The sequence below is a fragment of the Alteromonas sp. CyTr2 genome (assembly GCF_947311905.1).
GTDB classification, from domain to species: domain Bacteria; phylum Pseudomonadota; class Gammaproteobacteria; order Enterobacterales; family Alteromonadaceae; genus Alteromonas; species Alteromonas macleodii.
Window position 1 is genome coordinate 33,946 of the sequence record NZ_CAMZMZ010000016.1, and the last position, 26,371, is coordinate 60,316.

Consider the following 26,371-nt stretch of genomic DNA (forward strand, 5'->3'; position numbering starts at 1 on the left):
TTTGCAAAGCTGTTGAGTCAAGGTGAACGCTAGCCAGTATTCTGTTCAGCCATTGTTCATACAAATAAGCTAATATAAAGTCCTTATGAATATAATTATAACGATTAGAGGGACTGATGATGAAAAGTAAACGCTGCCGAACGTTCAGCCGCTCACTTAACCACGCAATACTAGTAATTTGTATGGCGGCATTTGCTTCAGGCTGCATGGTGATCTTGCCGACCTCTTCTATTTCCACCAACCAAGAACCTGAAAAAATAGTTGAGCGCATTGAATACAATGCAAACCGATGCTGGTCCACACTGCATCAGCCAATCCATAGCGATATAGTCGTAAACACGTATACAATACAAAACGGCTACAAACTCACGGCCAGTCGTAAAGAAGGGAGCACCCCGCAATATCCTTTTTTACACGTCACCGTTACCCACTCAACCTACGGCAGCGAGGTATCTGTTCGAGAAGGTGAGTTTAACTTGGGCACAGACTTAAATTTAAGTGATGATATAAATCGATGGATAAATGGCGACAATAGCTGTTAAGACTGATAAGGCGTACACACTATTTTTCAGTAGTAGACAGAATAATACTCGTCTCACTATTAAGCACGCCTTTAACGCCGCGCACTTCTTTTAAAATGCCATCTAAGTGCGCGAGACTTTCGGCGGTTATAACAATAAGTAAATCCCAATTTCCGTTTGTAGTATGAAACCGCTCAACACCATTCACCTGCCTAAGCTTACTAATAAGCTGTGTTGTACTAAGCCCTTCAAGCTCGACTGACATAAGAGCTTTTATTTTGTCTGGTTGCAGCTGCTCGTTAACACGAATAGTAAAACCGTCGATCACCCCCGAATTTACTAACCTGTCGATTCGTTTTTGCACCGTATTTCGCGATAACGAGAGGACTTCAGCTAGCACGGTTACAGGTGTTCGCGCATCGCGCTTCAATATATCGAGAAGCTCGCGATCTTTCGCATCTAAATCTACATACATAGCCATTTCCCCAATAGATAAACGAATCGTCGAGTCATTAACGCATTATCCAAGACTAATTAGCGAAAAGCACAATGATAAAACATTTGAGCATTATGCTTAAACTAAATAACAATGTGCAACACCTTGAGCATGGTTAAGTGAATTCGCCAGAGAATAAAATACACGCTCTTTTCAGTGGAAATATTTCAGCTAAGGGCTGTAGGACGTTATATGCAAGCCAGTCACATCAGAAACTCACGATTAACTACACCAAATTCCGTTTTAATGGTACGCCCCTGTGCCTTTCGCCCCAACGAGCAAACAGCCAAAGACAATAGTTTTCAGAAGCCCCTTGTATCGACGGGAAAAAATAGAGCGGAAATATCAAAAAATGCGTGTGCGGAATTTGATGAGATGGTTCGCACTTTACGTATGAACCACATAACGGTAGAGGTGTTTGAAACAGAAGGGGAAAACACGCCCGATGCCGTATTTCCAAATAATTGGTTAAGTACACATCCCAACGGTTTGCTTGTCACCTACCCTATGTACTGTGAAAACCGCCGAGCGGAGCGTCGTGACGATATTGTCAGTTATCTGCAGCAACACTATATCGTACAGCAAGCTAAAGATTTATCTTTCCTTGAAGAAGACGGAGATATTGTTGAAGGTACAGGGGCTATGGTGATCGACCATGTAAACGCGCTAGCCTATGTTTGCCTATCCCAACGAGCCAATAAGAGAGCTGTAATGTCGGCGTGTAAAGCTATTGGTTTAACGCCTATATGTTTTAGCGCCTTTGATACTGCTGGTACGGCGATTTACCACACCAACGTAATGATGTGTGTGGGCAGTGATTTTGCCATTGTTGCTACTAGCATGATAGAAGAAAGCGACAAAAATGTGGTGCTTTCAACACTTAAGGAGACGGGTAAAAACGTCATCGAAATTAGCGAAGAACAAGTGAATAGTTTTGCCGGAAACTGCCTAGAGCTTTTGAATAGCAATGGAAAACGTTTATTACTTATATCAGACACTGCTTTTAGTTCAATGAACGAAGAGCAACTAGCTTTACTACCCAGCGATCTTACTTTACTTCCCATCGCAGTGCCTACTATTGAAATGGGAGGAGGCTCCGTTCGCTGCATGGTCGCGGGTATTCACCTTGAGTGTAAAACGATTGGCGCTGAACAAACTACGACTAATAACATCAGCTTTGACACCCGCGTGAGACTAGCAAAAGGTGATGACTTGGAAGGCTTGCTTGCGTTAGCTGAAGCTGCATCGCCAGGTATGACAACCTTCCCACCGGATAGAGCAACGCTTGATAACAAATTAAAGCGTTCCATTAGAGAAGAACAAAAACTTATGCGTCAAGAGCGTCCAGACTACCTTTTGTTTGTATTGGAGGACCTTCGAACTGGCAAGCTTATTGGTACATCTGCAATTTTTGGTGAATTAGGAAAAGAAGACAGTTTTTATAGTTACAAACGAGAAAAAGTCGCACAGCGAAATAAATCACTAGGCGCACACTACACCCACGACATACTGCACCTAAGTCACCATTTTGAGGGGTACGCGGAAGTGGCATCACTCTACTTACTGCCTGAATACAGAAAACACTTTAACGGAAAACTACTTTCAAAAGTACGCTACCTTTTTATGGGCTTACATCAATATGTATTTTCAAAGCAGGTCATGGCCGATCTACGAGGCTATGTAAATAAGGATGGGGAATCGCCTTTCTGGAATGCCGTCGGTCGTCACTTTTTTCCTATGACATACGCTGAAGCGGATTTATATGGCGCCGTAAACGGAAATCAATTTATTGCTGATTTAATGCCCAAACTTCCGCTGTATGTAAATATGTTACCCAAAGAGGCTCAGTTGGCTATTGGTAAACCACATAACGACGGCCAACCCGCTATGGCAATGCTAGAAAAAGAAGGGTTTAAATTCACGAACTACATCGATATTTTTGATGGTGCGCCAAGTATGGAAGCTGAAGTTTCAAGCCTAAAAACTGTCAAATCAACAAAGCAAGTAAGAATAAAAGTTGGCGAAGGTACAAGGCGCGGCACCGAGAGTAAAATGACGCTTATCGCCACGTTGAGCCAGCCTTTTTATGCAATGATGGCAGAAACCGAAGAACAAGACGAAATAGCTGTTATTTCTCGCAAAACAGCACAAGCATTAAACGTTAGCTCGGGAGATACCATTTTACTTTCAGATGTTTAGCCTCGTACGTATATCCAAAAACCGCTGTTCAATGACGAAAACTCGGTGTGCCCTTTAAGCTTAACTAAAAAGAAAGCCCGCAAATGCGGGCTTTCTTTCTGTTAACAAGTATTGGCTGCTAATTACGCTTTACGCCAGGTAGTACCGCTTGGGCCGTCTTCTAACACTACGCCTTTTGCGTTTAACGCATCGCGTGCGGCATCTGCCGCTGCCCAGTCTTTGGAGGCACGGGCATCGTTACGCTGTTTAATTAACGCTTCAATTTCAGCCGCTTCGTCGTCATTGCCTTCACCGCCTTTCAAGAAGGTGTCTGGATCACTTTGAAGCATACCCAAAATTGCGCCTAAGCCTTTAAGAACAGCAGCCAGTTTACCCGCTTCTTCAGCGTTCTCTTTTTGGCGGTTAAGCTCACGTGCCACATCGAACAACACCGAAAAGGCTTCAGGTACGTTTAAATCGTCGTTCATTGCCGCTTCAAAGCGCGTTAGGTAGCCACCGAGACTAAGGTCAGTGCTTTCGTCTACTGTTACACCACGCAGCGCAGTGTACAAACGCTCTAGGGCGGCCTTCGCTTGAGTAATATTGTCTTGAGAGTAACTTAACTGGCTACGGTAATGCGCCGACATCAAGAAGAAACGCAATGTTTCTGAGTCGTGCTCTTTAAGCACATCGCGCAAGGTAAAAAAGTTACCCAATGACTTAGACATTTTTTCATCATTAACCTGTACCATACCCGCGTGCATCCACACGTTTACGTATGGTGTGTCATACGCACAGCACGACTGAGCCACTTCGTTTTCGTGATGTGGGAACGTTAAATCTGAGCCACCGCCGTGAATATCAAAGTGCGCACCAAGATGCTTATGATTCATTGCAGAACATTCAATGTGCCATCCCGGACGTCCCTCGCCCCATGGCGATTGCCATGCCGGCTCACCAGGCTTGGTGGTTTTCCACAGTACGAAGTCTAGCGGGTCGTCTTTTCCTGCCGCCACTTCAACACGAGCACCCGCTTTAAGCTGATCTAAGTCTTGTTTGCTTAACTTGCCATAATCTTCGTACTTGCTTACGTCGAATAGTACATCGCCGCTTTTGGCTTGATAGGCGTAGCCTTTGTCCATTAGTCGCTGGATAATTTCAATGATCTCATCCATATGTCCACTTACTGTCGGCTCGACGTCTGGCTCTAGTAAGTTAATCGCCGCAAAGTCTTCGTGCATCATGGCAATAGTGCGTGCAGTTAGCGCCTCAAAGCTTTCGCCATTTTCATTGGCGCGAGCAATAATCTTATCGTCGATATCGGTGATATTGCGCACGTACTTCACATCTAAACCAAGGTGGCGCATGTAGCGTACTAAGACATCGAAACTCAGGTAAGTACGGGCATGACCCATATGACTTAGGTCATAAACGGTAATACCACAAACATACAAACCCACTTTCCCTTCTTGAAGCGGTACAAACTTCGCTTTTTCACGGGTTCGGGTGTTGTAAAGATGTAGCATGTCTATATTTCCTATATGTCATAATTTTTCGGCCGCAAAGTTTAGCACTGTCACGATTTAAATGGTACAAGCCTTTTGCAACGATATTGCTGGGTTTTGCGATAACCGTCTCTTTGCGCTAACGACTCGTTTTGCGCTAAAATGCCGCCACTTTATATGTATGCTAACACACAGGACAAACCACAATGGTTACGTTAAAAACAAATTTCGGTGACATCACCCTAGAGCTTTTTGAAGATAAAGCGCCTAAAACGGTAGCTAACTTCATTTCTTACGTTGAAGACGGTTTTTTTGATAACACTATTTTTCACCGTGTAATCAACAACTTCATGATCCAAGGTGGTGGTTTTACGCCAGATATGGATCAGAAAGACACAAAAGACCCTATTGAAAACGAAGCGGACAACGGCGTAGCAAACGAAGTGGGTACAATCGCGATGGCGCGTACCCAAGATCCACACTCTGCGACGGCTCAGTTTTTTATTAATGTAAATAACAACGACTTCCTTAACCACTCTAGCAAGTCTGTCAATGGTTGGGGCTACTGTGCATTCGGTAAAGTAACTGAAGGTATGGATGTTGTTGAAAAAATTAAGGCTGTTAAAACCGGTAACAGCGGCTATCACCAGGATGTTCCTGTTGAGCCTGTTATCATTGAAAAAGCGACTATTTCTTAAATAGCCGCTGACATCTATGCTTGAATAGCTGTCTCTATAACGCCTTGGCCAATATGATTTTCAAGACATACTCAAGGCCTTGAGTTAAAAACAAGCCGCGTTACTTTAACGCGGCTTTTTAAACCACAATAAGAAGATTTATGTCGTTCACCTACTTCATTGCCGACTTGCACCTAAGTGCCGACCGCCCTGACATTACAGAATGCTTAATGCGCTTTTTAAAAGAAGACGCGATTAATGCTGATGCACTTTACGTTCTTGGTGACTTGTTTGAAGTTTGGATTGGCGACGACAACGTTACTCCATTTAACACTGCCATAGCATCAGCTTTCAAGGCAGTGAGTCAGCATTGCCCTATTTACTTTATTCACGGTAATCGCGATTTCGCCATACGTGAAAAGTGGCTATCAAAAGCCGGCATGACGTTATTAAACGAACAAGAAGTTGTAGACTTATACGGCACACCTACCCTGCTTACTCATGGTGACGAACTATGCACTCGCGATGTTGCTTATCAAAAGTTTCGCAAGAAATCCCGCGGTTGGTGGTGGCCACGTTTAATGCTTGCGCTTCCTTTATGGTATCGACAGCGTGTTGCCGATAACGGTCGCAAGGAAAGTAAGGCTAAGCAGCAAAATCTTAAGCCAGATATTATGGATGTCACGCCTGAAGAAGTGGTGAAAGTCATGGAAAAATGGGGCGTGCAGCGCATGATACATGGCCACACACACAGACCCAACATTCATAGCCTTACAGCAAACGGCAAGCCTGCAACTCGTATTGTACTTGGCGATTGGTATGATCAAGGCAGTGTATTGAAGGTCACCCCTTCAAAAGCTATGTTACAACATCACAACTTTAAGTAAGAAAATCTGACACTTACAAGTGGTCCTACCAATTTTTTATTACTGTTAAAAAAGTTTCAATGTGTGCACTTCCTTACCCCTGACTCACTATAAAACGTAAGCTTTAATAATCTTCAATCGGCCGCAAAATGCCTCGGCAATACAGTTTTGTGACATTTGTGACAGTTTAGCAATATAAATGTCAAAGAATTGTCACCTTCTCTCCATACGCTCTCTGTGATTTAACGATTCACTCTCCATGCAAGAAATGATGATGGGCAGTGATGAGATGTCTAGACAACACCACAACCAATACAAACAATACGTTTAGGAAAAAATCATGAATCGTAACTGGAAAGTGGCATGCACCGCAGTTGCTCTAGCGGTTTCTGCTAGTCTTCAAGCGGCTGTGTTACCCGAGCACCAAACTAACAGCGCTTGGTTTACTGATGCCCAAACCAAACTAACTACAAAGCTACAAACCAACAATCAGTTCAAAGCAAAGAATGTTATTTTGTTTGTGGGCGATGGTATGGGTATTTCAACGCTCACCTCGGCAAGAATTCACAAAGGCCAACTGGCAGGTAACCCTGGTGAAGAAGGTTATTTGAGTTTCGAAAGCTTTCCTCATACGGCCCTAGTTAAAACCTACAATGTAGACGCTCAAACCCCAGATTCAGCAGGCACCATGACCGCAATGATGTCGGGTCTTAAGACTGACGTGGGTGTGATTGGTGTTGACGAAGATATTGAGCGCGGTGATTGCTCAACGGTCGCAGGCAACGAAGTTATTACCGCGCTGGAGCTTGCTGAAGTAAAAGGCTTGTCTACAGGTATTATTTCTACTGCTCGCATCACCCATGCGACTCCCGCGGCAACTTACGCCAAGTCTGCTGACCGTAATTGGGAAGATATTTCTGATATGCCAGAAGCCGCTTTAACTGCTGGCTGTAGTGACATTGCTGACCAGCTCGTCAATTTTGAAACTTACTTAGAAGCTCGCTACACCGGTGTTGATGTTGACGGCATTGATGTCGCTATGGGCGGTGGTCGCCGTCATTTCTTGCCAAAAGATGCTGCATTCAATAGCCCAGATGCAGTTAGTGACGTTGAGGGAGATAGAACCGACGGACGCGACCTTACGGCAGAATGGCAGACCATGTACGAAAATGGTGTATACGTTTATGACCAAGCAGGTTTTGACGCGATAGACACTGAAAGCGTTGAGCGTGTATTCGGCCTTTTCAACGAGTCGCATATGCAATACGAAGCAGACCGCGGAAATGACATCGCTGGCGAACCATCAGTTGCAGAGATGACAGAAACGGCAATCAATATTCTTAATAACAACGAGAACGGCTTTTTCTTAATGGTAGAATCAGGCCGTATTGACCACGCTCACCATGCGGGTAACGCGGCGGGTGCACTTACTGACACTCTAGCATTTGAAGAAGCAGTAATGACTGCGGTTGAAAATACCGATCCTTCCGAAACATTAATCCTCGTTACTGCTGATCACGGACATGTGTTCACAATTGCAGGCTACCCGAAGCGCGGTAATCCTATTCTAGGCAAAGTGGTTAACGTGGGGTCAGACGAACCTGCAACAGCGTCTGATGGCACTCCTTACACCACACTCGGTTACACCAACGGTCTAGGTTTTCGCAACCTAGGTGATGAAACGAATTCTGATGCCACGTACGCACTGGAAAACGCAGCCGGCCGTGTTGATATTACCAATATCGACACAACAACGCCTGGTTATCACCAAGAAGCACTTATTCCATTGAGTTCAGAAACACACTCTGGCGAAGACATTGCGCTACATGCAACAGGGCCTGGAAGCCAGCTTGCGCAAGGCGTAATAGAGCAGAACGTTGTTTTCCACTTGATTAATCAAGCGCTTGGCCTTGTAAACGAGTAAGTAGAGATAAGAATATGAACCTTTTTAAATTAAGTATAATTGCGGTAGCAGTAGCAGGTCTTTCAGCGTGTAGCTTAGAGGGCGACGATGGTAGCGATGGCGCACCTGGTGCTAATGGCTCTGATGGTCAAAACGGTTTAACAAGCCTTACCGTGCAAACAGAGTTAGCGGTTGGCGATGCTAACTGCCCTAACTCTGGTATTCGCATCGACTCTGGCTTAGACGCGGATGCCGACGGCACGCTTGGTGATTCTGAAATCACTTCTACCAGCTATGTTTGTGTTCCTGGTGTAAACAGCGTAAGCAATAGCGAACTACTGACTAGCCTCAATAACGAGTGGTTTGTGGCTGCTAAAAACGAAGTAGAAAACAATAAAGCGGTTTGGATGAACGCAACATCGGGTGAAAGTACAGCGTCATCGAACGCGTCTTTTACTGCGACTGTAAATTCGCAAGAAGAATTGAAAGCCATGGTAGCGAACCTGCGTGGTAAAGCGAAAAACGTTATCTTGTTTGTCGGTGACGGCATGGGCGTTTCTACCGTTACAGCGGCGCGTATTCTAGATGGTCAGATGAACGGCCTAGCGGGCGAAGAAAACCAGCTTAGCTTTGACAAATTCCCATTCTCTGGGCTTTCAAAAACTTATAACGTTGATGCCCAAACACCTGATTCTGCAGGTACCATGACCGCAATGATGAGCGGCATAAAAACTGACGTTGGTGTTATTGGCGTAGACGAAGATATTGAGCGCGGTGATTGCTCTACGGTTGTGGGTAACGAATTGGTTACGGCACTTGAGCTTGCTGAAATTGCAGGAAAATCGACAGGCATCATTTCTACTGCTCGCATTACGCACGCCACGCCGGCGGCAACCTATGCAAAATCAGCGGATCGCAACTGGGAAGACATTTCAGATATGCCAGAAGATGCAATTACTGCAGGTTGTTCTGACATTGCCGAGCAGCTAGTTAATTTCGAAGCTAACTTGGAAGCGAACTTTGAAGGATTAGACGTTGATGGCCTTGAAGTTGTGATGGGTGGCGGACGCCGTCACTTCTTACCGCGTGACGAAGCATTTAACAGCCCAGACGCTGCAAGCAGTGTAGAAGGTGATCGTACAGATGGACGTGATTTAACGGCCGAGTGGCAAGCCATGTACGAAAACGGCGTTTATATCTATGATAAGTCTGGATTCGACGGACTAGATACTGAAACCACTGAAAGAATCTTTGCACTTTTTAACGAATCACACATGCAATACGAAGCCGACCGCGGCAACGACATCGCCGGTGAACCATCTATCGCTGAAATGACTAGTGCGGCCATTAAAGTGCTAGATAACAATGAAGAAGGTTTCTTCCTGATGGTTGAATCCGGTCGTATCGACCACGCTCACCACGCGGGTAATGCTTACGGTGCACTTTACGACACTATCGCTTTTGCTGAAGCTGTTGATACTGCTGACAAGCTTACTGATGACGAAGAAACTCTCATTATAGTAACCGCCGACCACGGTCACGTCTTTACCATTGCTGGTTATCCTAAGCGCGGCAACCCCATTTTGGGCAAAGTGGTAAACGTGGGTTCAGATGAAGCCGCTACAGCCGCTGACGGTACCCCATACACCACGCTTGGCTATACCAATGGTTTAGGCTTTAGAAATCTGGGAGACGTCACTAACTCAGATGCATCTTATTTAGAAGGCCCTGATACAGGTCGTAAAGATATCACTGATGTCGATACTACAACACCAGGCTATCACCAAGAAGCTTTAATCCCATTAGGGTCGGAAACACACTCAGGTGAAGATGTAGGCATTTACGCCAAAGGCCCTGGCGCTTTCCTTGTAAACGGCACTAACGAGCAAAGCGTTATATTCCACGTTATCGATTTTGCTGGAGACTTTGTATCTCAAGCAGAAAATGCAATGGAATAAATTTTAAAAAAGTAATGCAAAGGCGGCCTTTGGTCGCCTTTCCGCTTCAGTTAATAACATCATTCTCGGTAGGATAAATGAATGAAATTATTCAATGCATTTGCGCTGATTTTTTTTACAAGTGCGAGTACGTGTAGCTTAGCTCAAGTCGCTGAGTCTTCGTCGGTAGTTAATGTATCTAGTGAGCAGACGTGTAAGAAAGACAGTGGCAGCCTATTTGCTAATTATGAAATAAGCACGACAAGCCCATCAAAAACCTCACGAACTACATCCCTTCATTTGTGGCGAAACGGCAACAAGGTTGCACATGAATACCCTGCAACCAATATTACTGAGTCATGGACGCTTGTTAGAAACAAATTTATAAAACCTACTCGCTTTTTCGATGCTCATCAGCGCGCTATTGAATACCAGCCTGGTGAAACCATTCACGGAAAAAAAGAGTCGGACTTTTCATACCGCTACCAACTTATTAGCGACAAACTTATTGATGTCATGACACTAGATACAGTAGGCGGTAAAGGCTGTAATACAGTGGAATACTATTCACTAGATAACAGTCAGGGCCACTTTAAATTGGCATGGCTTCCCCATCTAAAATTAATAGAATCTTTTAGCGTTGATAAAAGTGGGTATGTAAGAGAGTGGAAACTCAAAACCGCCGATTTCAATAAGAATACGAAAGACTTCTTTACAAAAAGACAAAACTATCAAAGTACAGATTACGCTGATATTGGCGATGACCACACCGATCCTTTTTTAACCAAAATGGTTACCCAAGGCTTTATTGAAGCAGGAGCCAGTGGCTACTACGATGAGCATGGTCACAGTATCGGTGAAGGTCACTCACACTAAACCTTAAAAGCCTCTTTCTAAATGGCTGTGCCTGCAGTACGGCCATTTATTCACTAGGAAAAGGTTTTGTTACAAACTAGCCGAAAGTACATGTGTCAGACGCTGGCTTAATTTTTGTTCTGTGGTATAAAGAATAAAAGCAAGTTAGTCATCATGGATGGTGTAAATGACAGATGTTCTTCTTTCCCCTACAAACTTCTGGTTTAGCATTTCGCTTATAGCCGTTTTCTTTATTTTCATACTAGAACTTGTTAGCACTATTTTTGGTATAAGCCTGTTGGGGTTAGGCGATGATTTTGCAGAGTTTGATGGCGATGGGTTTCTTAATACCTCGTTTGCCAACTGGCTTAATATTAATAAAGTTCCCTTTCTTATTTACCTGGTAGTACTTCTTACTCTATTCGGTTTAGTTGGCTTGATGGTTAACGGCTTAACAGCGAGTGCACTCGGCTATACCTTGCCAGCTTTCCTATCCGTTCCTCTTGCATTTGTTATTGGCGCATTCGTAACAGCTAAAACCGTAAAGGTAATTTCAGGCTTGTTGCCTAGTGTAGAGTCTAGCGCGGTTAACAGCGATGACTTCATTGGGTCTGTGGCCGAAATCACGATTGGAAAAGCAAGCCGAGGCAACCCAGCTGAAGCAAAGTTTACCGACCATTATTCACAGCCTCATTTTGTGTTAGTAGAACCTTTCGAAGATGAAGAGTTGTTCGCACAGGGAGAGCGCGTCATTTTAGTTCAGAAAAAACAACACAGCTGGTTAGCAACCCGTTACCTATAACCTAAAAGAGATAAAAGTATGGATACAATTCAACCATCTAGCTTGCCGTCAATACTCTTTATTGCCGGTGCTATTGTTGTAGGGCTTATCGTTATTGGCCTTATCTTTGCCAAACTTTACACCCGCGCGACGAAAGAAACAGCGTTCGTAAGAACCGGTTTAGGCGGTGAAAAAGTCATTAAGGACGGTGGCGCTATCGTGCTTCCTGTCGTTCACGAAATAATTCCAGTAAATATGAACACCCTTCGTATAGAAGTGGAAAAAATTCAAAAAGACGCGCTTATTACCAAAGATCGCATGCGTGTTGATGTTAAGGCAGACTTCTATTTACGCGTTGCCCCCAATGCCAATGGCATATCAATGGCTGCGCAAACGCTAGGAACGCGCACCACTCGCGCTGAAGAAGTTAAAAAGCTAATGGAGTCTAAGTTACAGTTGGCATACTACGTGCCGTAGCTGCTGAAATGAGCATGACCGAAATGCATGAGCAGCGTGCTGACTTTGTACAAAAAGTTCAGCAAAGCGTGGCTAACGATCTTGAAAAGAACGGTCTTGAGTTAGAATCGGTGAGCTTGACTGGTTTTGACCAAACCGACCTCAGTTTTTCAATGAGAACAACGCTTTCGATGCAGAGGGGCGTGCACGCTTAACGAAGATCATTGAAGAAAAACGCAAAGAAACCAACGATATTCAACAAGAAAACCGCATTTTCATTGAACAGCGTAATTTGGCTGCTGAGAAACAATCACTAGAGGTGAAACGAGACGAAGAAGAAGCTCGCTTAGCCCAAGAGCAAATTCTAGCCTTTAAACGTCAGGAACAAAAAGCAGAAATTGCTAAGCAGCGCGAAATGAAAGAACGGGAAGAGCGCGAAGCAGAGATCGCTAAAAACCGTGCTATCGAGGCTGCGGAAATTGAAAAATCACGGGAAATTGAAACCCAAGAAATTGCTAAGCGTCAGGCATTAGAGCAAGCGCGCATTCGTCAGCAGCAAGAAGTTGAGGTTTCTGAGCAAATTAAACAAATTGCCGTTGCGACAAAATCTGAGGAAGAGTCGGCCGCGCGTGCTAAAGCTGCTGAAGCGGAAAAGGCTAAAGTGGAAAAAGTGGAAGCAGTAACCACAGCGAAAATGGTGGCAGAAGCTGAGCGTAAGAAACAAATTGAAGTTATAGACGCGCGCAAAGAGGCAGAGCGTGAGGCTGTGGGCATTACCGTAGAAGCACAAGCTAAGAAAGAAGCAGCTGAAAACTCTGCTGCCGCCATTCTTACGGAAGCTAAGGCCGCTGCCGATGCAAAAATGCTTCAGGCTGAAGCTGATGAGAAAGTGCTTGCTGTTGAAGCACAAGGTAAACAAGCGCTTTATGAGGCTGAAAATACGCTTAAGACCGAGCAAATTGAGCTGCAAAAAGCCCTTGCCATGCTCAAAATATTGCCTGAGCTTGTGGCACACGCCGTTAAACCACTTGAAAACATAGAAGGTATTAAAATTCTTCAAGGCTACGGCCAAGGGAGTGGCGTGAAAGGCGATCACACCGTTGCTACTGCTGGTAGTGGTTTAGCTGAACAAGTAACGCAAGCCGCACTAAGCTATCGTGCTAACGCCCCACTGGTAGACTCTATGTTGCGTGAAGTGGGCTTGGTCGATGCGGAAAAAGGCACATTAGATGATTTGGTAACAGGCAACAGCGACATACTGACCAAGGCCAATGCCGTAAAACCTAAACCTATTGTGGCAGCACCAGAAAACCTAAATGGTAATAAAGCGTCGGAAGAGCTTCCAGCTGATTAATGCTCATTGAGCTAGTATTTAGCTAGCTAATACGACACAACATCCTAAGCCCTGTAATTCAACAGGGCTTTTTGTTTTCACTTAATTTATCAACTAATACTCTTAACCGAAGTGGCAAGATTTTGCTTCCCGGGATACAGCGCCTACGGTATGGCTAAAGGAGCCATAGAGGTAATGAGTCGTTACCTGGCTGCAGAGTTAGGAGCCCGTAAAATTAGAGTAAACACCCTGGCTCCAGGTGCCATTGAGACTGACTTTAGCGGTGGCTATGTTCGCGATAATAGCGAAGTCAATAATGCTATAGCCTCTCAGACCGCTTTAGGCCGCGTTGGCCAACCCGAAGATATAGGTGGCGTTATGGCAGCGCTATTAAGTAATGATAGTTATTGGATTAACGGCCAAAGGATTGAGGCATCTGGTGGTATGAAGTTGTAACACCATAAGCATGATGGCGTTGATGTCAGCTTTCACTTATTAACGAAAATAGCTTAAACGCCTTTGTAACCTTTCAAGCTGCAAAGGCGTATCATAAGGAGTAACATACACAGGCAAAGTTGTATTCTCTGCGCTTAAACATTAGGTTTGCACGTGAGGATATTGTTAAGCCTTGAAAATATTATCTGAGATTTAGATATTTTTAAGGAAGAAAGTCGAGGATAAGTGCTATGAAGTCGCTACCCGAAGAACCAGAGAAACCATTAAGAGACGATTGTTGCGGCGGAGGTTCGTGTTGCCCATGTATTTGGGACGTATACTACGAAAAGCTTGCTAAGTGGAAAGAAGCAAAGCGAGAATTTGACGAGTTAGCGAATAATGAGTCATCAGACACAAGGTCTCCAGACTAGCGGTCCGTACTCGTATTTAAAAATGCCCTGTTCGCTATTTCCTACTATTGAACAGCCCTCGAACGAGCTATCCTGCCTTAGAACTTGCCTAATTTAAACCGCCGCATGAGCGTTCGACAGTTCCATTTTTTAAACTTCTCATTTACAAATTTCTATTCTACTGCTATTTTATCTTAATCGATTAAGATTTCGATTTTCTGTGAGTCTCAACCAAATTTGGTCAGTCAATAGCAGAAGATTAAGAATTAAGCTAAACCCGTTACATGGTTAATTTTGAATCTGCCAGACTGGTAGTGCTTAATTCGTAGTAATGTGTGCTCGCGATACGTAAGAGAAGTACGAGCAAGCGCATGCTGAATTTTGGAGAGTTATCATGTCTATACGCAATGGCGTTCAACTAATCACCTATGCAGACCGACTAGGCGATGGCAACATCGAGAGTCTAACAAGCATACTTCAGGGCCCGTTAGGTGGCCTGTTTACGGGTGTTCACATCCTTCCTTTTTACTATCCTTACGATGGTGAAGACGCGGGTTTCGATCCTATCGATCATACCTTGGTCGATGAGCGCTTGGGCGATTGGGATAACGTTAAAAAGCTTGGCGAATCGGTAGATATCATGGCCGACCTCATTGTTAACCATATGTCGGGGCAAAGTGAAGCGTTCAAAGACGTGCTGAAAAACGGGCGCGAATCGAGTTATTGGCCGCTGTTCTTAACCAAGGAAGATATTTTTAAGGGCAACGCTCAAACGCAAATTGACGAACAAATAGCACAAGTGTTCCGCCCTCGACCCACACCGTTTTTCAGCGATTACGAGGTGGGCACAGAGACTGGTAACCCTGAAACCGTGCCGTTCTGGACAACTTTTACCTCTAATCAAATTGATATTGATGTGGAGTCACAGTTAGGCAAAGACTACCTATCTTCTATTCTTCAGTCGTTTACTGAAAGTAATGTTGATCTTATTCGCTTAGATGCGGCGGGCTATGCAATTAAACGCGCGGGTTCGAACTGCTTTATGCTTGAAGAAACCTTCGAATTTATCGAAGAATTATCAAACCGCGCACGTGGTATGGGCATGCAGTGTTTGGTCGAAATACACAGTCACTATCAAACTCAAATTGATATTGCTGCGCGTTGCGACAGTGTTTACGACTTCGCTTTACCTCCGCTTGTACTACACACCTTGTTCTCTAAAAATGCAGAGGCATTGGCATACTGGCTTTCAATTTCGCCACGTAACTGCTTTACCGTGCTAGATACTCACGATGGCATCGGCATTGTTGACGTGGGCGCGAATGGTGACAAACCAGGCCTGCTTACCGCAGATGCGATTAATTCGCTCGTTGACCAAATACATGAAAATTCCAATGGCGAGTCTAAAAAAGCCACCGGTGCCGCTGCAAATAATGTAGACCTTTATCAGGTAAACTGCACATATTACGATGCGTTAGGTAAAGATGACTTCGCTTATTTGGTTGCACGCGCCATTCAATTTTTTAGCCCGGGTATCCCTCAAGTTTATTACGGTGGCTTGCTTGCTGTTGAAAACGACATGGCTTTACTTGCTAAAACCAATGTTGGTCGCGACATCAACCGCCCATACTTGTCTACTGCCATGGTAAAAGAAGCCGTTGAAAAGCCAGTGGTTAAAGGCTTGATGCAGCTTATTAGGCTAAGAAACGAAAGCGATGCTTTTAACGGTGTATTTGACGTGAGTTACATCAACAACGTATTCGTGCTTTCGTGGAAAAACGGCAACCATGCGGCGTCACTAAACGTGAACTTCAGCACCATGGATGCAACAATTCATACGGTGGATAATGGTGAAGAAAGCGTGTTGTCAATCAACACGCTACTTGCTTAAAGCGCAATCTTTAGCGATAGTTTAGCTACTTAGCGCTCAGCTATTCAGGAATTAACACGTGTCGTCAATGCGCTTAAACGCATTAGCGGCACGTAAACCTTGGATTAGCCATTACGATTTAAGTATTACAAGCCCCACCAGAAGAACTGGTATTGTTGTGAATTAACTCAGTACTCGTTTACCTAAACGACGTATTAGTTTGTGTTGGTGTTTTATCTGTAGTCGTCGTTATACGCCCTACCCCAGTCACATAGCTGACGTAAAGTTGGCTCTAGTGTTCGGCCTAAATCGGTCAGAGAATACTCTACACGAGGGGGCACTTCTGCATACACTTTCCTGTTTACCAACCCATCACGCTCTAACTCTCTTAACTGCTGTGTAAGCATTTTTTGAGTAACGCCTTGCAATCGTCTACGCAACTGACTGAAACGTAGCGTTTTATGGCAAAGGTGCCACAAAATAACCCCTTTCCATTTACCGCCTATTATCTCAAGGGATACTGCTACGCCACAAATGTATTGATTTGAGTCGTTCTTATTTTCTGCAGCATTGGGCGCATTATCTTGTTTCTGGCTTTTTAGGACGGCGTTATTATCAATGTCTGATGTCACATCACTTTCCTCTGCCACTACACTGTTCAAAGTTGCGGTCATACTACTCCCTCTTAGAGTAATTACGTTCATATTCACTACGTAAAAGGCATTATTATTAATGTCAGCATTGATGTCAGTGGTCTTTGTTAAAGCGACCAGTCGAACCAAGGGTTTACATCACGCCAATAGTATCTTTTAGGGTACTACCCTACTAAAAAGTGCATACTTGCGCAAAGTTTATATATTGTCACAATGGGTAGCGTAATCATTCGACTAACGGAGACAGGTATGACATCGTTTAAAGCTTTGCTTGTAGAAAAGCAGGAAGATAAATCCTTTACGCGTAAAGTAACGCAGCGTTCACTTGATGACTTGCCTGAAGGCACGCTACTCATTAAGGTGCATTATTCATCGCTTAACTACAAAGATGCACTGTCAGCCACCGGCAATCCAGGTGTGAGCAGAAACTTTCCTCATACCCCAGGAATTGATGCAGCAGGCACGGTGGTATCGTGTGGTGACAATCGCTTTAAAGAAGGAGACGAAGTTATTGTCACCGGATTTGACCTCGGCATGAACACCGCTGGAGGCTTTGGCGAATACATCAGAATTCCAAGTGAATGGGCGGTAGCTAAGCCAAATGGACTTACGTTGAGAGAGTCAATGATCATTGGTACCGCAGGTTTTACTGCAGGACTATCGGTACAAGGCTTGGTTGAACACGGCGTGACTCCTGACAAAGGCGATATTCTAGTCACTGGCGCTACAGGAGGCGTGGGCTCTGTCGCTGTTGCCCTATTGGCCAAAGCTGGCTTTTCGGTTGTGGCATGCACCGGAAAAAAAGAGCATGAGTCATTTTTAAAGACACTTGGCGCAAGCAAAGTGATAACTCGCGACGAACTATTAGAAAACAAAGAACGCCCCATGCTTAAAGAGCAATTCGCTGGCGCCGTTGATACAGTAGGCGGAGAGTATCTAGCACAGGCAATCAAAGCTACGCAATATGGCGGCGCGGTGACGTGCTGCGGTCTTACGGCTGCTGCAGATCTTAACGTGAGCGTATTTCCATTTATCTTGCGAGGCGTTTCATTGCTTGGAATCGACTCTGTGCAGTGCCCAATGCCTCCAAGATTGAGGTTGTGGGACAAGCTTGCTAGTGAATGGAAGCTAAACTGCCTTGATAACCTTACCGAGGAAGTGACCCTTGATGCGGTAAATGAAAAAATAGACGTAATCTTAAAAGGGCAGATTTCTGGCCGTACTTTGGTTAATGTTCAAGGCTAAGTACATAAAAAGAAGGCACCTTAATATGGTGCCTTCGGTTTATCTGACTCGCCCCGACGAGCAACTAGTTTCTGTCGTTACTCATTTTTTTAGACAAGTGAATGGTGCTGACCTGCTTTGCTCTTCGCGAGCGAACCTTAATATTCAGAATTTCTACAATAAACGAGAACGCCATCGCAAAATAAACATACCCCTTAGGTACATGAACATCAAAGCCTTCTGTTATTAAGGTAAAGCCCACTAAAATCAAAAACGATAAAGCCAGCATTTTGATGGTTGGGTTTGCATCCACAAAGTCGCCAATCGGCTTTGCAGCTACTAGCATCACTGCTACTGACGCAACAATAGCAATAACCATGATGCTCAAATGTTCAACTAACCCTACTGCTGTGATAACAGAGTCGAGAGAAAAGATAACATCGAGCACCGCAATTTGAACCAAAATTGAGAAAAAACCAGAAGCTGCTACTTCCGTAGTTGATGCTTCGGTCACCTCGAAACTGGCATGTATTTCGTGGGTTGATTTTGCAATAAGAAAGAGGCCGCCCAACACTAAAATAATGTCACGGCCAGATATTTCATTCCCAAAGAGGCTAAATAACGGATTAACTAAGCCCATTACCCAAGCCAAACTAAATAGCAATAACAGTCGCGAGCCCATGGCTAAACCAAGGCCTATTTGACGTGCTTTATTTCTTTGATGTTCAGGTAGCCTGCCCACCAATATTGAAATAAAGATTATGTTATCAATACCAAGCACTATCTCTAATGCCATTAAGGTGCCTAATGCCACCCAAGCTTCTGGACTCGCAAGCCATTCAAACATTTGCGCTATAAACCTTAGCCAAAACCACCTAATTTAGCGCATAATATTACGGAATATCATCTCAAGCACGCTTTCTTTAGAAGCCCTCTAGAACCAACTTACCGATAGCTCGCCCTTCTTCTAAAATTTTGTGCGCGTCGATTAAGTTAGCAGCGTTAATTTTACCTAAGTGTTTGCCAACGGTAGTTCTAATTTTGCCTTCGTCAATAAGCGATGCTACATGAGTAAGCAGACGGCCTTGCTCTGCCATATCGTCGGTTTCAAACATTGAGCGCGTAAACATGAACTCCCAATGAAGTGACAAGCTCTTCTGCTTTAGCTTGGCTACGTCAAGACTTTCTGGGTCGTCAATTAGCGCTAGTTTGCCCTTTGGCTTCATAACTTCAACAAAGCTTTCAATGTACTGGTGCGTATTATTTAAACTTGCGACATGAGTCACTTCACCAATGTTTAACGCCTTGATTTGCTCAGCCATAGGCTTGCTGTGATCCACTACGTAGTCGGCACCTAACTCCTGAACCCAGCTTTTTGAGCTTTCACGCGAGGCAGTGGCGATCACGGTAGCCCCCGTTAGTACTTTAAGCAATTGCAGCATAATAGAACCCACGCCACCAGCTGCGCCTACCACAAGCACAACCTCATCGCTCTTTTCACTTTGTTGCCTTAGAGCAAGATGATCAAACAACAATTCGTATGCTGTGATTGTGGTTAGAGGAAGTGCCGCAGCATCGCTGTCTGACAGAGACTTAGGCGCTTTACCGACAATACGTTCATCAACTAATTGAAACTCTGCGTTTGAGCCGGCTCTGGTAAGGTCGCCAGCGTAGTAAACCCTGTCACCAACTGCGAACTCGGTAACATCAGCGCCTATATCAACGATTTCACCTACTGCATCCCACCCCAGAATTTTGGGATCACCTCCATTAGGATTAACGCGATGACGAATTTTATAATCGACCGGGTTAACTGCTATCGCACTTATTTTTACAAGTAAATCTCGACCCGACGCGCTGGGCTTTTCGATGTCAATATCCACCAGTGCATTAGGCTCATTAATACCACGTGAGTGGGTATAACCAATAGCTTTCATCATTTGTCTCTCCTTTGAGTAATATCATCATCATACTCTTGATTAAATTTGGATAAACAGCACAATAAAAGAAACATTATCAAATAGTTTTTGAAAGCCATGTTACTCGACGACTTGAATGTAGTAATAAAAGTTGCTGAATTTAGAAACATTACTGCAGCAGCGACACATTTGAATATGCGTACAGCAACCGCAAGTGCTGCGGTCAAACGCGTAGAACAGGCCCTTGGTGCCGAATTATTTGTTCGTACTACACGCTCACTACGTCTGTCGTCTGCGGGTGAAAGGTTTTTGCCAACGTGCCAAGAAGCCATGTCAATGCTGGCTAATGCCAAGCAGAACTTAAAGGGTGATACAGGCGTGATTGAGGGCGAGCTTAGGTTAGGTTTATCGTCTGATTTAGGCCGAAATGTGATTGCGCCTTGGCTAGATGACTTTATGGATTTGCATGACAAAATAACCGTAAAGCTCAACCTGAGTGACAGCAACATTGACTTTTATCGCGATCCCGTCGATTTAGCGCTAAGGTACGGTACTCCAACCGATGCGAATGTATACGGTTTCAAAATTTGTGATGTACCAAGTTTACTTGTTGCCTCCCCTTCTTATATCAGCTCTCATGGTGCCCCTGAAAAATTTGAAGACTTGCAAACACACAACGGGCTTTTTTACCAACTACACGACAAGGTATATAACGAATGGGAGTTTTTTCACAAAGGGACACCGCTGAAGATAAAAATGCGAGGCAACAGAACCGCAAACGACGGAGAAATAGTAAAGCGTTGGGCCGTCGCGGGTAAAGGTATTGCTGTTAAATCTGGCTTAGATGCGTGCGACGACATTTTAAAGGGTCGACTTGTAACCTTGTTACCCGAATATCAACCTAAACCGAAACAGCTTTGGCTGATTTGCCCTAGCCGCCAATCTATTACTCCAGCAGTAAGACTATTCAGAGATATGCTGAAAGAGCGCTGCGCTGAATGTTTAGCGCAGCTAGCCGCATTCAGCGTATCAAAATATCAAAAATAGACGAGTATCTGTGCATTTACTTTTGAATACTTTGATTTAGCTGTGCGTAAGCTTCCTCAAAACCTGTCAACGATATGGGTAAGGTAACTTGCTGGTTTTCAGATTTTTGAAACGCTATTAGCATAGTCTGTCCATTGTGCATTTGTTTCAAAAGTTCATTGTCGATTTTCACTATACTTTGGCAAGACTTCTCGTCACAGCCTGAGAATGGCACTTGTATGGATGCAAAATCGTCGATTTTTACTCCTACACCATTTTTTGTGAGTGTATTTTTTGGAAGCTTTATTTTCAATACTGGAAAATCTTGCGAATAGGAGTAGTCAACGTTGACGCCCAATAGCACTTTTTTTGCTTCTTTGTCTTTGGCAACGAGCTGGCTAAGCGTACACACAGACGAATCATTACATAGCAAACTCCAACTACCAAAGTCACTTGTCGTTACAGCCCATGAAAAAAACGATGCAAGTACTAAACTAACTGCTACTAAATATTTCACTTTCACCTCTTAGCAAAACGGGGAGCGCACGCTCCCCCTCTTTTATGACAACTTTATTGCTTCCGCTTTCTTATAACAAGCGTAGCAAACATTGCACTTAGCATTAGAAATAGAGTATTGGGTGTTGGCACAGATACAGGATCAGGTACAAACACAGTAACGGCATTCTGGTTCATATTAACAACGCCAGAACCATCGAAAGTGAGGCCGGTTACAAATGCGTCCGGCGTAGGCTCGAGCATATTCGAAACATCAATTCCCATAATTCTGAAGCGGTCAACTGGGGTATTGAAGTCGTACTCCTCACCACCAGTGATATCTGTGCCTGTATCGAACCAATCCATCAGAACATTGTCCCAAAGAAATAGGTCAAACATGTTGTCGTCGTAACCTTCAGGCAAAAGTACTGACGCGATGTTTGGACCACTATTTACAATATAGTCATAGCCTACTGCCACATCTGGGTCGATGAACACAAGTTCATCTGGATCATCGATAGAGAATTCAAATTCATAGTCTGTCGGTGTTTCTGGATTAACAATAGGCAATATAGGGTTTTCTGGAGTATCACCCGGTAGTACGCCATCGCGAATAGCAAACTTCCAAATACCAGGCGTGCCCGTGTTGCTGTTACTTTCGTCTATATCAGCGATAGCGGCGGTTTGAGACCCCGGCACAGTGAAAAAGTTTTCCCCATCTCCGGCGTCATAACCCGCTTGTGCTGGAACGCCGTCTGACGCACTACCTGAAGTCCAACCGATATCTTCATATCTAAACTCAACGTCAAAATTTCCCGCACCTGTGTCTTCCCGATCAATTAACACTAATTGGAACGTGTTTGTAGGGTTACTGTTTTGACTGTAGTAACCAACATCGTTCCATGTCACTACCAGCGTGTTTTCATTCGGTGAACCGATAAACACGTCGCCACACTCTGCACAGCGCGTATCTACATCGCCCCAAAATGGCGCGATCATTGGCTGGTTGCTTATGGGGAAGGGTCTTGGCGTAAAAGAGCTCACAGTGCCATTGAAGGTAATATTACCGTTATTGTTAATGAAGAATCTATCGTATGAAGTACCAAAGAAATTTACGCCACTATCGAAGGCAAGCGATTCAAATGCGTCAAATACGATAGCGCCCGATGAACCGTCGTCGTTACCATTCATCGCTAAGTTACCAAATCCACTTTCAGTAGAGCCTTCCCAGCCGGAAAGGAGCACTGAAGCATTGGCTGTGGTGCTTGAGATTGAGAATGCTAGCGCTGCGCTCGCCAGCAGGGATAATGAAAAACGCGAAGACTTTTTCATGTATACGTCCTTGTAGTTTATGTTAATAAGAATTTCATTATTTAGCAGACCCGATTTAGCAAAGTGTAAGCCAAATCTAAAATAGCTTTTAAATACAGAAGCTTAAAAAATAAATAATGAATTAGTTTAATATAATGTAAAAAAACCTGACATCCTTGTCTTTAGATTCTCAGACGTACTATCGCTTGTATTCAGCAGGTATGCCTTTGCCTGGTGTGCTCATTTTAATAAACTCGCGTAGGTCTTGGTTGGACTGTTTTAAGTCGTCGCGACGCAGATACATCATGTGGCCACTGCGATATCCCTTAAAGCTCAAACGGTCTTTTAAATTGCCACTTTGATCGAGCTGCCACATCGTATACTTTGCATCAAAGTAGTTCGTTGCGCCGTCGTAATAGCCAGCTTGAATCATCACATTCAGATACGGGTTTTGCGCCATGGCCAATCGCAAGTTCTCACCGGTTTGATTATTGCTTCTATCCCATGGGTGCACGTTTCCAAACATGTTGTACTTAATATCAGTTTTGTAGTTTAACTCTTCACGCAAATAGTAATTAATAGCGGGCGTGAACGAATGAAGCCATGATGTTAGCTCAGCCCAATAGTCAGGGCGGTCGCCGCTTTGCTTAGCATCTATACCCAAATAGCGGCTGTCTAAACGACCTAGCGTCTTCCCTTCCTCGCGCAGTAAGTCTTTCCAGAAAAATGCAGTGCTCACGTCTAAGTTGTTTTGCGCAATAGACGCTTCACTTAACCCAGAATAGCGCGCCATTTGCTTTAACACATCGTGCTTTTCCGATTCACCAATGAAGCCACCTTTGGCCAGAGCAGGAATAAGCGTATTGATGGTGAAGTCTTCAACTTCAGGCAATAGCTCAGTAAGATCTTTGTTTTGCAACGCGGGGTCAAGCTTATTGTGATACCACGCCGCGGCAGCAAAATAAGGCAGTCGATTAGCGGCTTTTACCGGCCCGTTGCGCTCTATACCAATATCGGTTGGCGATACAAGCACTACGCCGTTTAAGTACATCCATTGGCGATTTTGAAGCTCTAATGCTAATCCTGACACGCGCGTCGTGCCGTAACTTTCACCGATAAGATATTTAGGTGAACGCCAGCGATTATTACGCGTTACAAAAGTATTCACCCAATCTGCCAAATAGCTAATATCGGCGTTTACACCAAAGAACATTTTCTGCTGTTCATCTTGCGATGGCATGCTGCCGTCAGCTTTAGGCAGCACACGGCTGTACCCTGTATTCACTGGGTTAACAAACACAATGTCTGCCACATCTAAAATGGAGTAAGGATTGGTTTGAACACCATAGGGCTGAACTGGATAGCCTTCATCGTCAATATTAAGAATACGAGGGCCTGTGTAGGCTACATGCATCCACACTGACGCAGAGCCTGGACCACCGTTAAAAGAAATAATAAGCGGGCGCTCAGTATTCTCTTTTACGTCAGTGCGCTGATAGTAAGTGTAAAACAAAGTGGCAACCGCTTCGTCTTTACTGTTCCAAACCGGTTGAGTACCCGTGGTAGCACTGTACTTTACGCGCTTGCCTAGGATTTTAGTTTCGTGCTCTGTCACTACACTGCTATCAATTTTTATTGAACGAGCATGGGCAGATGCGCTTTCTTCTTGCGCTGAAGCACTGGTAGTTAAGCTTACAAAAGCAATTAAGGCTGCCGTTAACCATGCCAGGGTCGCGTGCGATTGCGCTTTGTGTTTATTTTTACCCAGACTTAATAATACGGGCGATGTATTTCTAACTAAGGATTGAATATTCATCATTATTATCTTTGAGTGTCGTTAATTTTATCTTTTTTGTGTTGTCTTTGTATTGCACGCTTTACTATATCGCTGTTCACATGACAGCTTAGCAATGAACGACAAAACGACCAATTTCTTCGATACATTTCTGTAACACGGTTAAGCCTTTCAAATATTCTCAGGGCCATTGATTTTTATGTGTGTAATGAGTTCAGGGAAAAACGTTAAGAATCTCGCTTCAATCTCGTCTCTGTTCGTATTAATATCATCCACAGCAAGATGAAACGTGTTGGGGAAACGAATACGTTTAGCAACCACAGCAATCGCCTTAGCAATGCCCTCTTCCTTAGCATAATCTTCAAACCAGTCATGGGTTATCATATGCCCAACACTGTGCTGCATCGTTCTTGGCATAGTGGGCAATCGCTGTTCTAACAATGCGAAACTCTGTTCCCTGAAGTCGTCAAAACCCTGTGCTGTAAACGACGCCCAATGTTTAATTAGCAAGTGATCGAAGTAGATATCCAGCGCCACAGGTGCAAAGCGCCGACGACTTTTATGAAATAACGCCTTTGCTGCTAAGACGCTGGTATGACTGTCGGTGAACCTATCCACTTCATAGTGGTTTTTAAGACCTAGCTGTACCGCTTGTCCAAACTCTTTAATATCAACACCCCGCCTGAAGTCACCGAGTAAGTTACCGAATTGAGAATCGGCAGTTGGTCGGGCTAAGAAAAGATGGGCAAGATAATTCATTTTGTAATTTATTGGCCTCTATTTTAAGTTGTAAGGGCTTGTTGGTATCAAGTAAAATTGCGGTCCAATTCAGATACGCTAAATTTGTACTTTTATAAACCGAACTGCCGAAACTAGCGTTGGCAGCAGCCAAATTCAAATGTAACTGAAAAACCATAGCACTTAAAATTGAGTTTCAACATGTCTGTAATATCCACTTCTGAAGTCACGTCTCTACTTTCACCAATCAATGCCTTTTTACATTGCGAGACGCCTCAGTCATGGATAGACGAAGCGCAGAAAGAGGAAAACCTTCGCGTTATCCTTACTGACCACCTAATTTGCGAGCTTAAAGCAGCTCAGTCTGCTATGTACCTACTTCGCCGCTATGTGGCCGATGAAGAAACCAGTAAGGTATTGCTGGGCTGGTTGAAACCTTACGAAGACTTCACTTACCGCCACGAAGGCGATTGGCAATCGCTTAATACTAAGCACCTTTCCAAAAATGTATTTAACACAGAAGGGCTAGACACTTTTAAAAAAGACATGCTTGATAAAATGGTCATGCTAATTAAAGAAGAGCTTCATCATTTTTACCAAGTACTAGAAATTATGCACGAGTTGGGGTTTGAATATAAGTCGGTAACATCCAGTCGTTACGCCAATGGCTTATTGCGTCACGTACGCACTTACGAACCTGAAAAGCTTGTCGACAAGCTCATTTGTGGTGCCTACATTGAAGCGCGCTCCTGTGAACGCTTTGCCAAACTTGCGCCGTATGTTTCCGAAGATTTAGGCAAGTTCTATGTGTCGCTGTTGCGCTCTGAGGCCAGACACTTTGAAGACTACCTAACGCTGGCTGGGCAAATCGCTAAAACTGATATTTCAGAGCGCGTTGCCCACTTCGGAAACGTTGAAAGATCATTGATTGAAAGCGACGATGACGAATTGCGTTTCCACTCAGGCGCACCACGCTAAAGTTAACGC

At 44.2% G+C, this 26,371-nt stretch carries 23 protein-coding genes and 1 pseudogene; 15 read left to right on the plus strand and 9 right to left on the minus strand.

Going from position 1 to position 26,371, the window contains the following annotated elements:
* The first annotated feature begins 116 nt into the window (after positions 1-116).
* Positions 117-542 carry a halomucin gene (locus QME20_RS10390; protein WP_281715885.1) on the plus strand — a complete coding sequence of 142 codons (426 nt, stop codon included), beginning with the start codon at positions 117-119 and terminating at the stop codon, positions 540-542.
* A gap of 19 nt (positions 543-561) precedes the next feature.
* On the opposite strand, the gene QME20_RS10395 is transcribed toward QME20_RS10390, so the two are convergent.
* Complete coding sequence (locus QME20_RS10395; RefSeq protein WP_014949919.1) at positions 562-996, minus strand: Lrp/AsnC family transcriptional regulator; 435 nt, start codon at positions 994-996, stop codon at positions 562-564.
* Between the two features lie 213 nt (positions 997-1,209).
* Between QME20_RS10395 and QME20_RS10400 the strand changes: the two genes are divergently transcribed.
* Complete coding sequence (locus QME20_RS10400; protein WP_281715886.1) at positions 1,210-3,216, plus strand: arginine N-succinyltransferase; 2,007 nt, start codon at positions 1,210-1,212, stop codon at positions 3,214-3,216.
* Between the two features lie 122 nt (positions 3,217-3,338).
* Here the strand turns inward: QME20_RS10400 and cysS are convergent, their stop codons facing one another.
* A complete protein-coding gene (gene cysS / locus QME20_RS10405; protein ID WP_281715887.1) occupies positions 3,339-4,721 on the minus strand; it encodes a cysteine--tRNA ligase in 1,383 nt (460 codons plus the stop codon).
* A 185-nt stretch (positions 4,722-4,906) separates the two neighbouring features.
* Here cysS and QME20_RS10410 point away from each other — a divergent pair, with 185 nt between their 5' ends.
* From QME20_RS10410 to gtfA, 10 genes and pseudogenes are all read left to right on the plus strand, one after another.
* Entirely contained in the window at positions 4,907-5,398 is a 492-nt protein-coding gene (locus QME20_RS10410; protein WP_014949922.1) for a peptidylprolyl isomerase, read from the plus strand.
* A 140-nt stretch (positions 5,399-5,538) separates the two neighbouring features.
* Positions 5,539-6,264 carry a UDP-2,3-diacylglucosamine diphosphatase gene (gene lpxH, locus QME20_RS10415; protein WP_239241318.1) on the plus strand — a complete coding sequence of 242 codons (726 nt, stop codon included), beginning with the start codon at positions 5,539-5,541 and terminating at the stop codon, positions 6,262-6,264.
* Between the two features lie 319 nt (positions 6,265-6,583).
* Positions 6,584-8,167 carry an alkaline phosphatase gene (locus QME20_RS10420; protein ID WP_239241320.1) on the plus strand — a complete coding sequence of 528 codons (1,584 nt, stop codon included), beginning with the start codon at positions 6,584-6,586 and terminating at the stop codon, positions 8,165-8,167.
* A 14-nt stretch (positions 8,168-8,181) separates the two neighbouring features.
* A complete protein-coding gene (locus QME20_RS10425; protein ID WP_239241322.1) occupies positions 8,182-10,104 on the plus strand; it encodes an alkaline phosphatase in 1,923 nt (640 codons plus the stop codon).
* A gap of 81 nt (positions 10,105-10,185) precedes the next feature.
* A complete protein-coding gene (locus QME20_RS10430; protein ID WP_230962121.1) occupies positions 10,186-10,959 on the plus strand; it encodes a hypothetical protein in 774 nt (257 codons plus the stop codon).
* 166 nt (positions 10,960-11,125) lie between these two features.
* On the plus strand, positions 11,126-11,740 hold the full coding sequence (locus QME20_RS10435) for an OB-fold-containig protein (protein ID WP_014949924.1): 615 nt from the start codon (positions 11,126-11,128) through the stop codon (positions 11,738-11,740).
* Positions 11,741-11,758: 18 nt separating this feature from the next.
* Positions 11,759-13,529, plus strand: a pseudogene (locus QME20_RS10440) (flotillin domain-containing protein).
* Between the two features lie 150 nt (positions 13,530-13,679).
* On the plus strand, positions 13,680-13,964 hold the full coding sequence (locus tag QME20_RS10445; protein WP_281715888.1) for an SDR family oxidoreductase: 285 nt from the start codon (positions 13,680-13,682) through the stop codon (positions 13,962-13,964).
* Positions 13,965-14,194: 230 nt separating this feature from the next.
* On the plus strand, positions 14,195-14,374 hold the full coding sequence (locus tag QME20_RS10450; protein WP_014949928.1) for an oxidoreductase-like domain-containing protein: 180 nt from the start codon (positions 14,195-14,197) through the stop codon (positions 14,372-14,374).
* A 373-nt stretch (positions 14,375-14,747) separates the two neighbouring features.
* The gene (gene gtfA, locus QME20_RS10455) at positions 14,748-16,244 is read left to right on the plus strand and encodes a sucrose phosphorylase (protein ID WP_281715889.1); all 1,497 of its coding nucleotides are present in this window, start codon (positions 14,748-14,750) and stop codon (positions 16,242-16,244) included.
* A 212-nt stretch (positions 16,245-16,456) separates the two neighbouring features.
* On the opposite strand, the gene QME20_RS10460 is transcribed toward gtfA, so the two are convergent.
* On the minus strand, positions 16,457-16,897 hold the full coding sequence (locus tag QME20_RS10460) for a helix-turn-helix domain-containing protein (protein WP_039236480.1): 441 nt from the start codon (positions 16,895-16,897) through the stop codon (positions 16,457-16,459).
* A gap of 228 nt (positions 16,898-17,125) precedes the next feature.
* On the opposite strand from QME20_RS10460, the gene QME20_RS10465 reads away from it, so the two are divergent.
* Positions 17,126-18,121 (plus strand): YhdH/YhfP family quinone oxidoreductase, encoded by a 996-nt coding sequence (locus tag QME20_RS10465; protein ID WP_014976875.1) that lies wholly within the window; start codon positions 17,126-17,128, stop codon positions 18,119-18,121.
* A gap of 64 nt (positions 18,122-18,185) precedes the next feature.
* Here the strand turns inward: QME20_RS10465 and QME20_RS10470 are convergent, their stop codons facing one another.
* Both QME20_RS10470 and QME20_RS10475 read right to left on the minus strand, forming a co-directional pair.
* A complete protein-coding gene (locus QME20_RS10470) occupies positions 18,186-18,947 on the minus strand; it encodes a TerC family protein (RefSeq protein WP_281715890.1) in 762 nt (253 codons plus the stop codon).
* Positions 18,948-19,023: 76 nt separating this feature from the next.
* Positions 19,024-20,037, minus strand: coding sequence for a zinc-binding alcohol dehydrogenase family protein (locus tag QME20_RS10475; RefSeq protein WP_281715900.1), 1,014 nt, complete (start codon positions 20,035-20,037; stop codon positions 19,024-19,026).
* Between the two features lie 99 nt (positions 20,038-20,136).
* On the opposite strand from QME20_RS10475, the gene QME20_RS10480 reads away from it, so the two are divergent.
* Positions 20,137-21,066 carry a LysR family transcriptional regulator gene (locus tag QME20_RS10480; RefSeq protein ID WP_196248034.1) on the plus strand — a complete coding sequence of 310 codons (930 nt, stop codon included), beginning with the start codon at positions 20,137-20,139 and terminating at the stop codon, positions 21,064-21,066.
* Between the two features lie 16 nt (positions 21,067-21,082).
* Here QME20_RS10480 and QME20_RS10485 read toward each other — a convergent pair whose 3' ends face one another.
* From QME20_RS10485 to QME20_RS10500, 4 genes are all read right to left on the minus strand, one after another.
* On the minus strand, positions 21,083-21,562 hold the full coding sequence (locus tag QME20_RS10485) for an invasion associated locus B family protein (RefSeq protein ID WP_039236473.1): 480 nt from the start codon (positions 21,560-21,562) through the stop codon (positions 21,083-21,085).
* A gap of 53 nt (positions 21,563-21,615) precedes the next feature.
* Positions 21,616-22,872, minus strand: a complete 1,257-nt coding sequence (locus tag QME20_RS10490; protein WP_101565064.1) for a nidogen-like domain-containing protein — start codon at positions 22,870-22,872, stop codon at positions 21,616-21,618.
* A gap of 178 nt (positions 22,873-23,050) precedes the next feature.
* Positions 23,051-24,667 carry a carboxypeptidase gene (locus QME20_RS10495; protein ID WP_281715901.1) on the minus strand — a complete coding sequence of 539 codons (1,617 nt, stop codon included), beginning with the start codon at positions 24,665-24,667 and terminating at the stop codon, positions 23,051-23,053.
* Positions 24,668-24,817: 150 nt separating this feature from the next.
* Positions 24,818-25,405 carry an ACP phosphodiesterase gene (locus QME20_RS10500; RefSeq protein WP_281715891.1) on the minus strand — a complete coding sequence of 196 codons (588 nt, stop codon included), beginning with the start codon at positions 25,403-25,405 and terminating at the stop codon, positions 24,818-24,820.
* A 180-nt stretch (positions 25,406-25,585) separates the two neighbouring features.
* Between QME20_RS10500 and miaE the strand changes: the two genes are divergently transcribed.
* A complete protein-coding gene (miaE, locus tag QME20_RS10505; protein ID WP_239301833.1) occupies positions 25,586-26,362 on the plus strand; it encodes a tRNA isopentenyl-2-thiomethyl-A-37 hydroxylase MiaE in 777 nt (258 codons plus the stop codon).
* Positions 26,363-26,371 lie beyond the last annotated feature (9 nt).

Bases quoted from the DNA above. Each gene is read 5' to 3' on its own strand.
- QME20_RS10420 (WP_239241320.1), top strand. From the start codon at position 6,584: ATGAATCGTAACTGGAAAGTGGCATGCACCGCAGTTGCTCTAGCGGTT.
- QME20_RS10500 (WP_281715891.1), bottom strand. From the start codon at position 25,405: ATGAATTATCTTGCCCATCTTTTCTTAGCCCGACCAACTGCCGATTCT.
- lpxH (WP_239241318.1), top strand. From the start codon at position 5,539: ATGTCGTTCACCTACTTCATTGCCGACTTGCACCTAAGTGCCGACCGC.
- QME20_RS10445 (WP_281715888.1), top strand. From the start codon at position 13,680: ATGGCTAAAGGAGCCATAGAGGTAATGAGTCGTTACCTGGCTGCAGAG.
- QME20_RS10460 (WP_039236480.1), bottom strand. From the start codon at position 16,897: ATGACCGCAACTTTGAACAGTGTAGTGGCAGAGGAAAGTGATGTGACA.
- QME20_RS10395 (WP_014949919.1), bottom strand. From the start codon at position 996: ATGTATGTAGATTTAGATGCGAAAGATCGCGAGCTTCTCGATATATTG.
- QME20_RS10435 (WP_014949924.1), top strand. From the start codon at position 11,126: ATGACAGATGTTCTTCTTTCCCCTACAAACTTCTGGTTTAGCATTTCG.
- QME20_RS10470 (WP_281715890.1), bottom strand. From the start codon at position 18,947: ATGTTTGAATGGCTTGCGAGTCCAGAAGCTTGGGTGGCATTAGGCACC.
- QME20_RS10475 (WP_281715900.1), bottom strand. From the start codon at position 20,037: ATGAAAGCTATTGGTTATACCCACTCACGTGGTATTAATGAGCCTAAT.
- gtfA (WP_281715889.1), top strand. From the start codon at position 14,748: ATGTCTATACGCAATGGCGTTCAACTAATCACCTATGCAGACCGACTA.
- QME20_RS10425 (WP_239241322.1), top strand. From the start codon at position 8,182: ATGAACCTTTTTAAATTAAGTATAATTGCGGTAGCAGTAGCAGGTCTT.
- cysS (WP_281715887.1), bottom strand. From the start codon at position 4,721: ATGCTACATCTTTACAACACCCGAACCCGTGAAAAAGCGAAGTTTGTA.
- QME20_RS10390 (WP_281715885.1), top strand. From the start codon at position 117: ATGATGAAAAGTAAACGCTGCCGAACGTTCAGCCGCTCACTTAACCAC.
- QME20_RS10400 (WP_281715886.1), top strand. From the start codon at position 1,210: ATGCAAGCCAGTCACATCAGAAACTCACGATTAACTACACCAAATTCC.
- QME20_RS10480 (WP_196248034.1), top strand. From the start codon at position 20,137: ATGTTACTCGACGACTTGAATGTAGTAATAAAAGTTGCTGAATTTAGA.
- QME20_RS10450 (WP_014949928.1), top strand. From the start codon at position 14,195: ATGAAGTCGCTACCCGAAGAACCAGAGAAACCATTAAGAGACGATTGT.
- QME20_RS10490 (WP_101565064.1), bottom strand. From the start codon at position 22,872: ATGAAAAAGTCTTCGCGTTTTTCATTATCCCTGCTGGCGAGCGCAGCG.
- QME20_RS10465 (WP_014976875.1), top strand. From the start codon at position 17,126: ATGACATCGTTTAAAGCTTTGCTTGTAGAAAAGCAGGAAGATAAATCC.
- miaE (WP_239301833.1), top strand. From the start codon at position 25,586: ATGTCTGTAATATCCACTTCTGAAGTCACGTCTCTACTTTCACCAATC.
- QME20_RS10430 (WP_230962121.1), top strand. From the start codon at position 10,186: ATGAAATTATTCAATGCATTTGCGCTGATTTTTTTTACAAGTGCGAGT.
- QME20_RS10410 (WP_014949922.1), top strand. From the start codon at position 4,907: ATGGTTACGTTAAAAACAAATTTCGGTGACATCACCCTAGAGCTTTTT.
- QME20_RS10495 (WP_281715901.1), bottom strand. From the start codon at position 24,667: ATGAATATTCAATCCTTAGTTAGAAATACATCGCCCGTATTATTAAGT.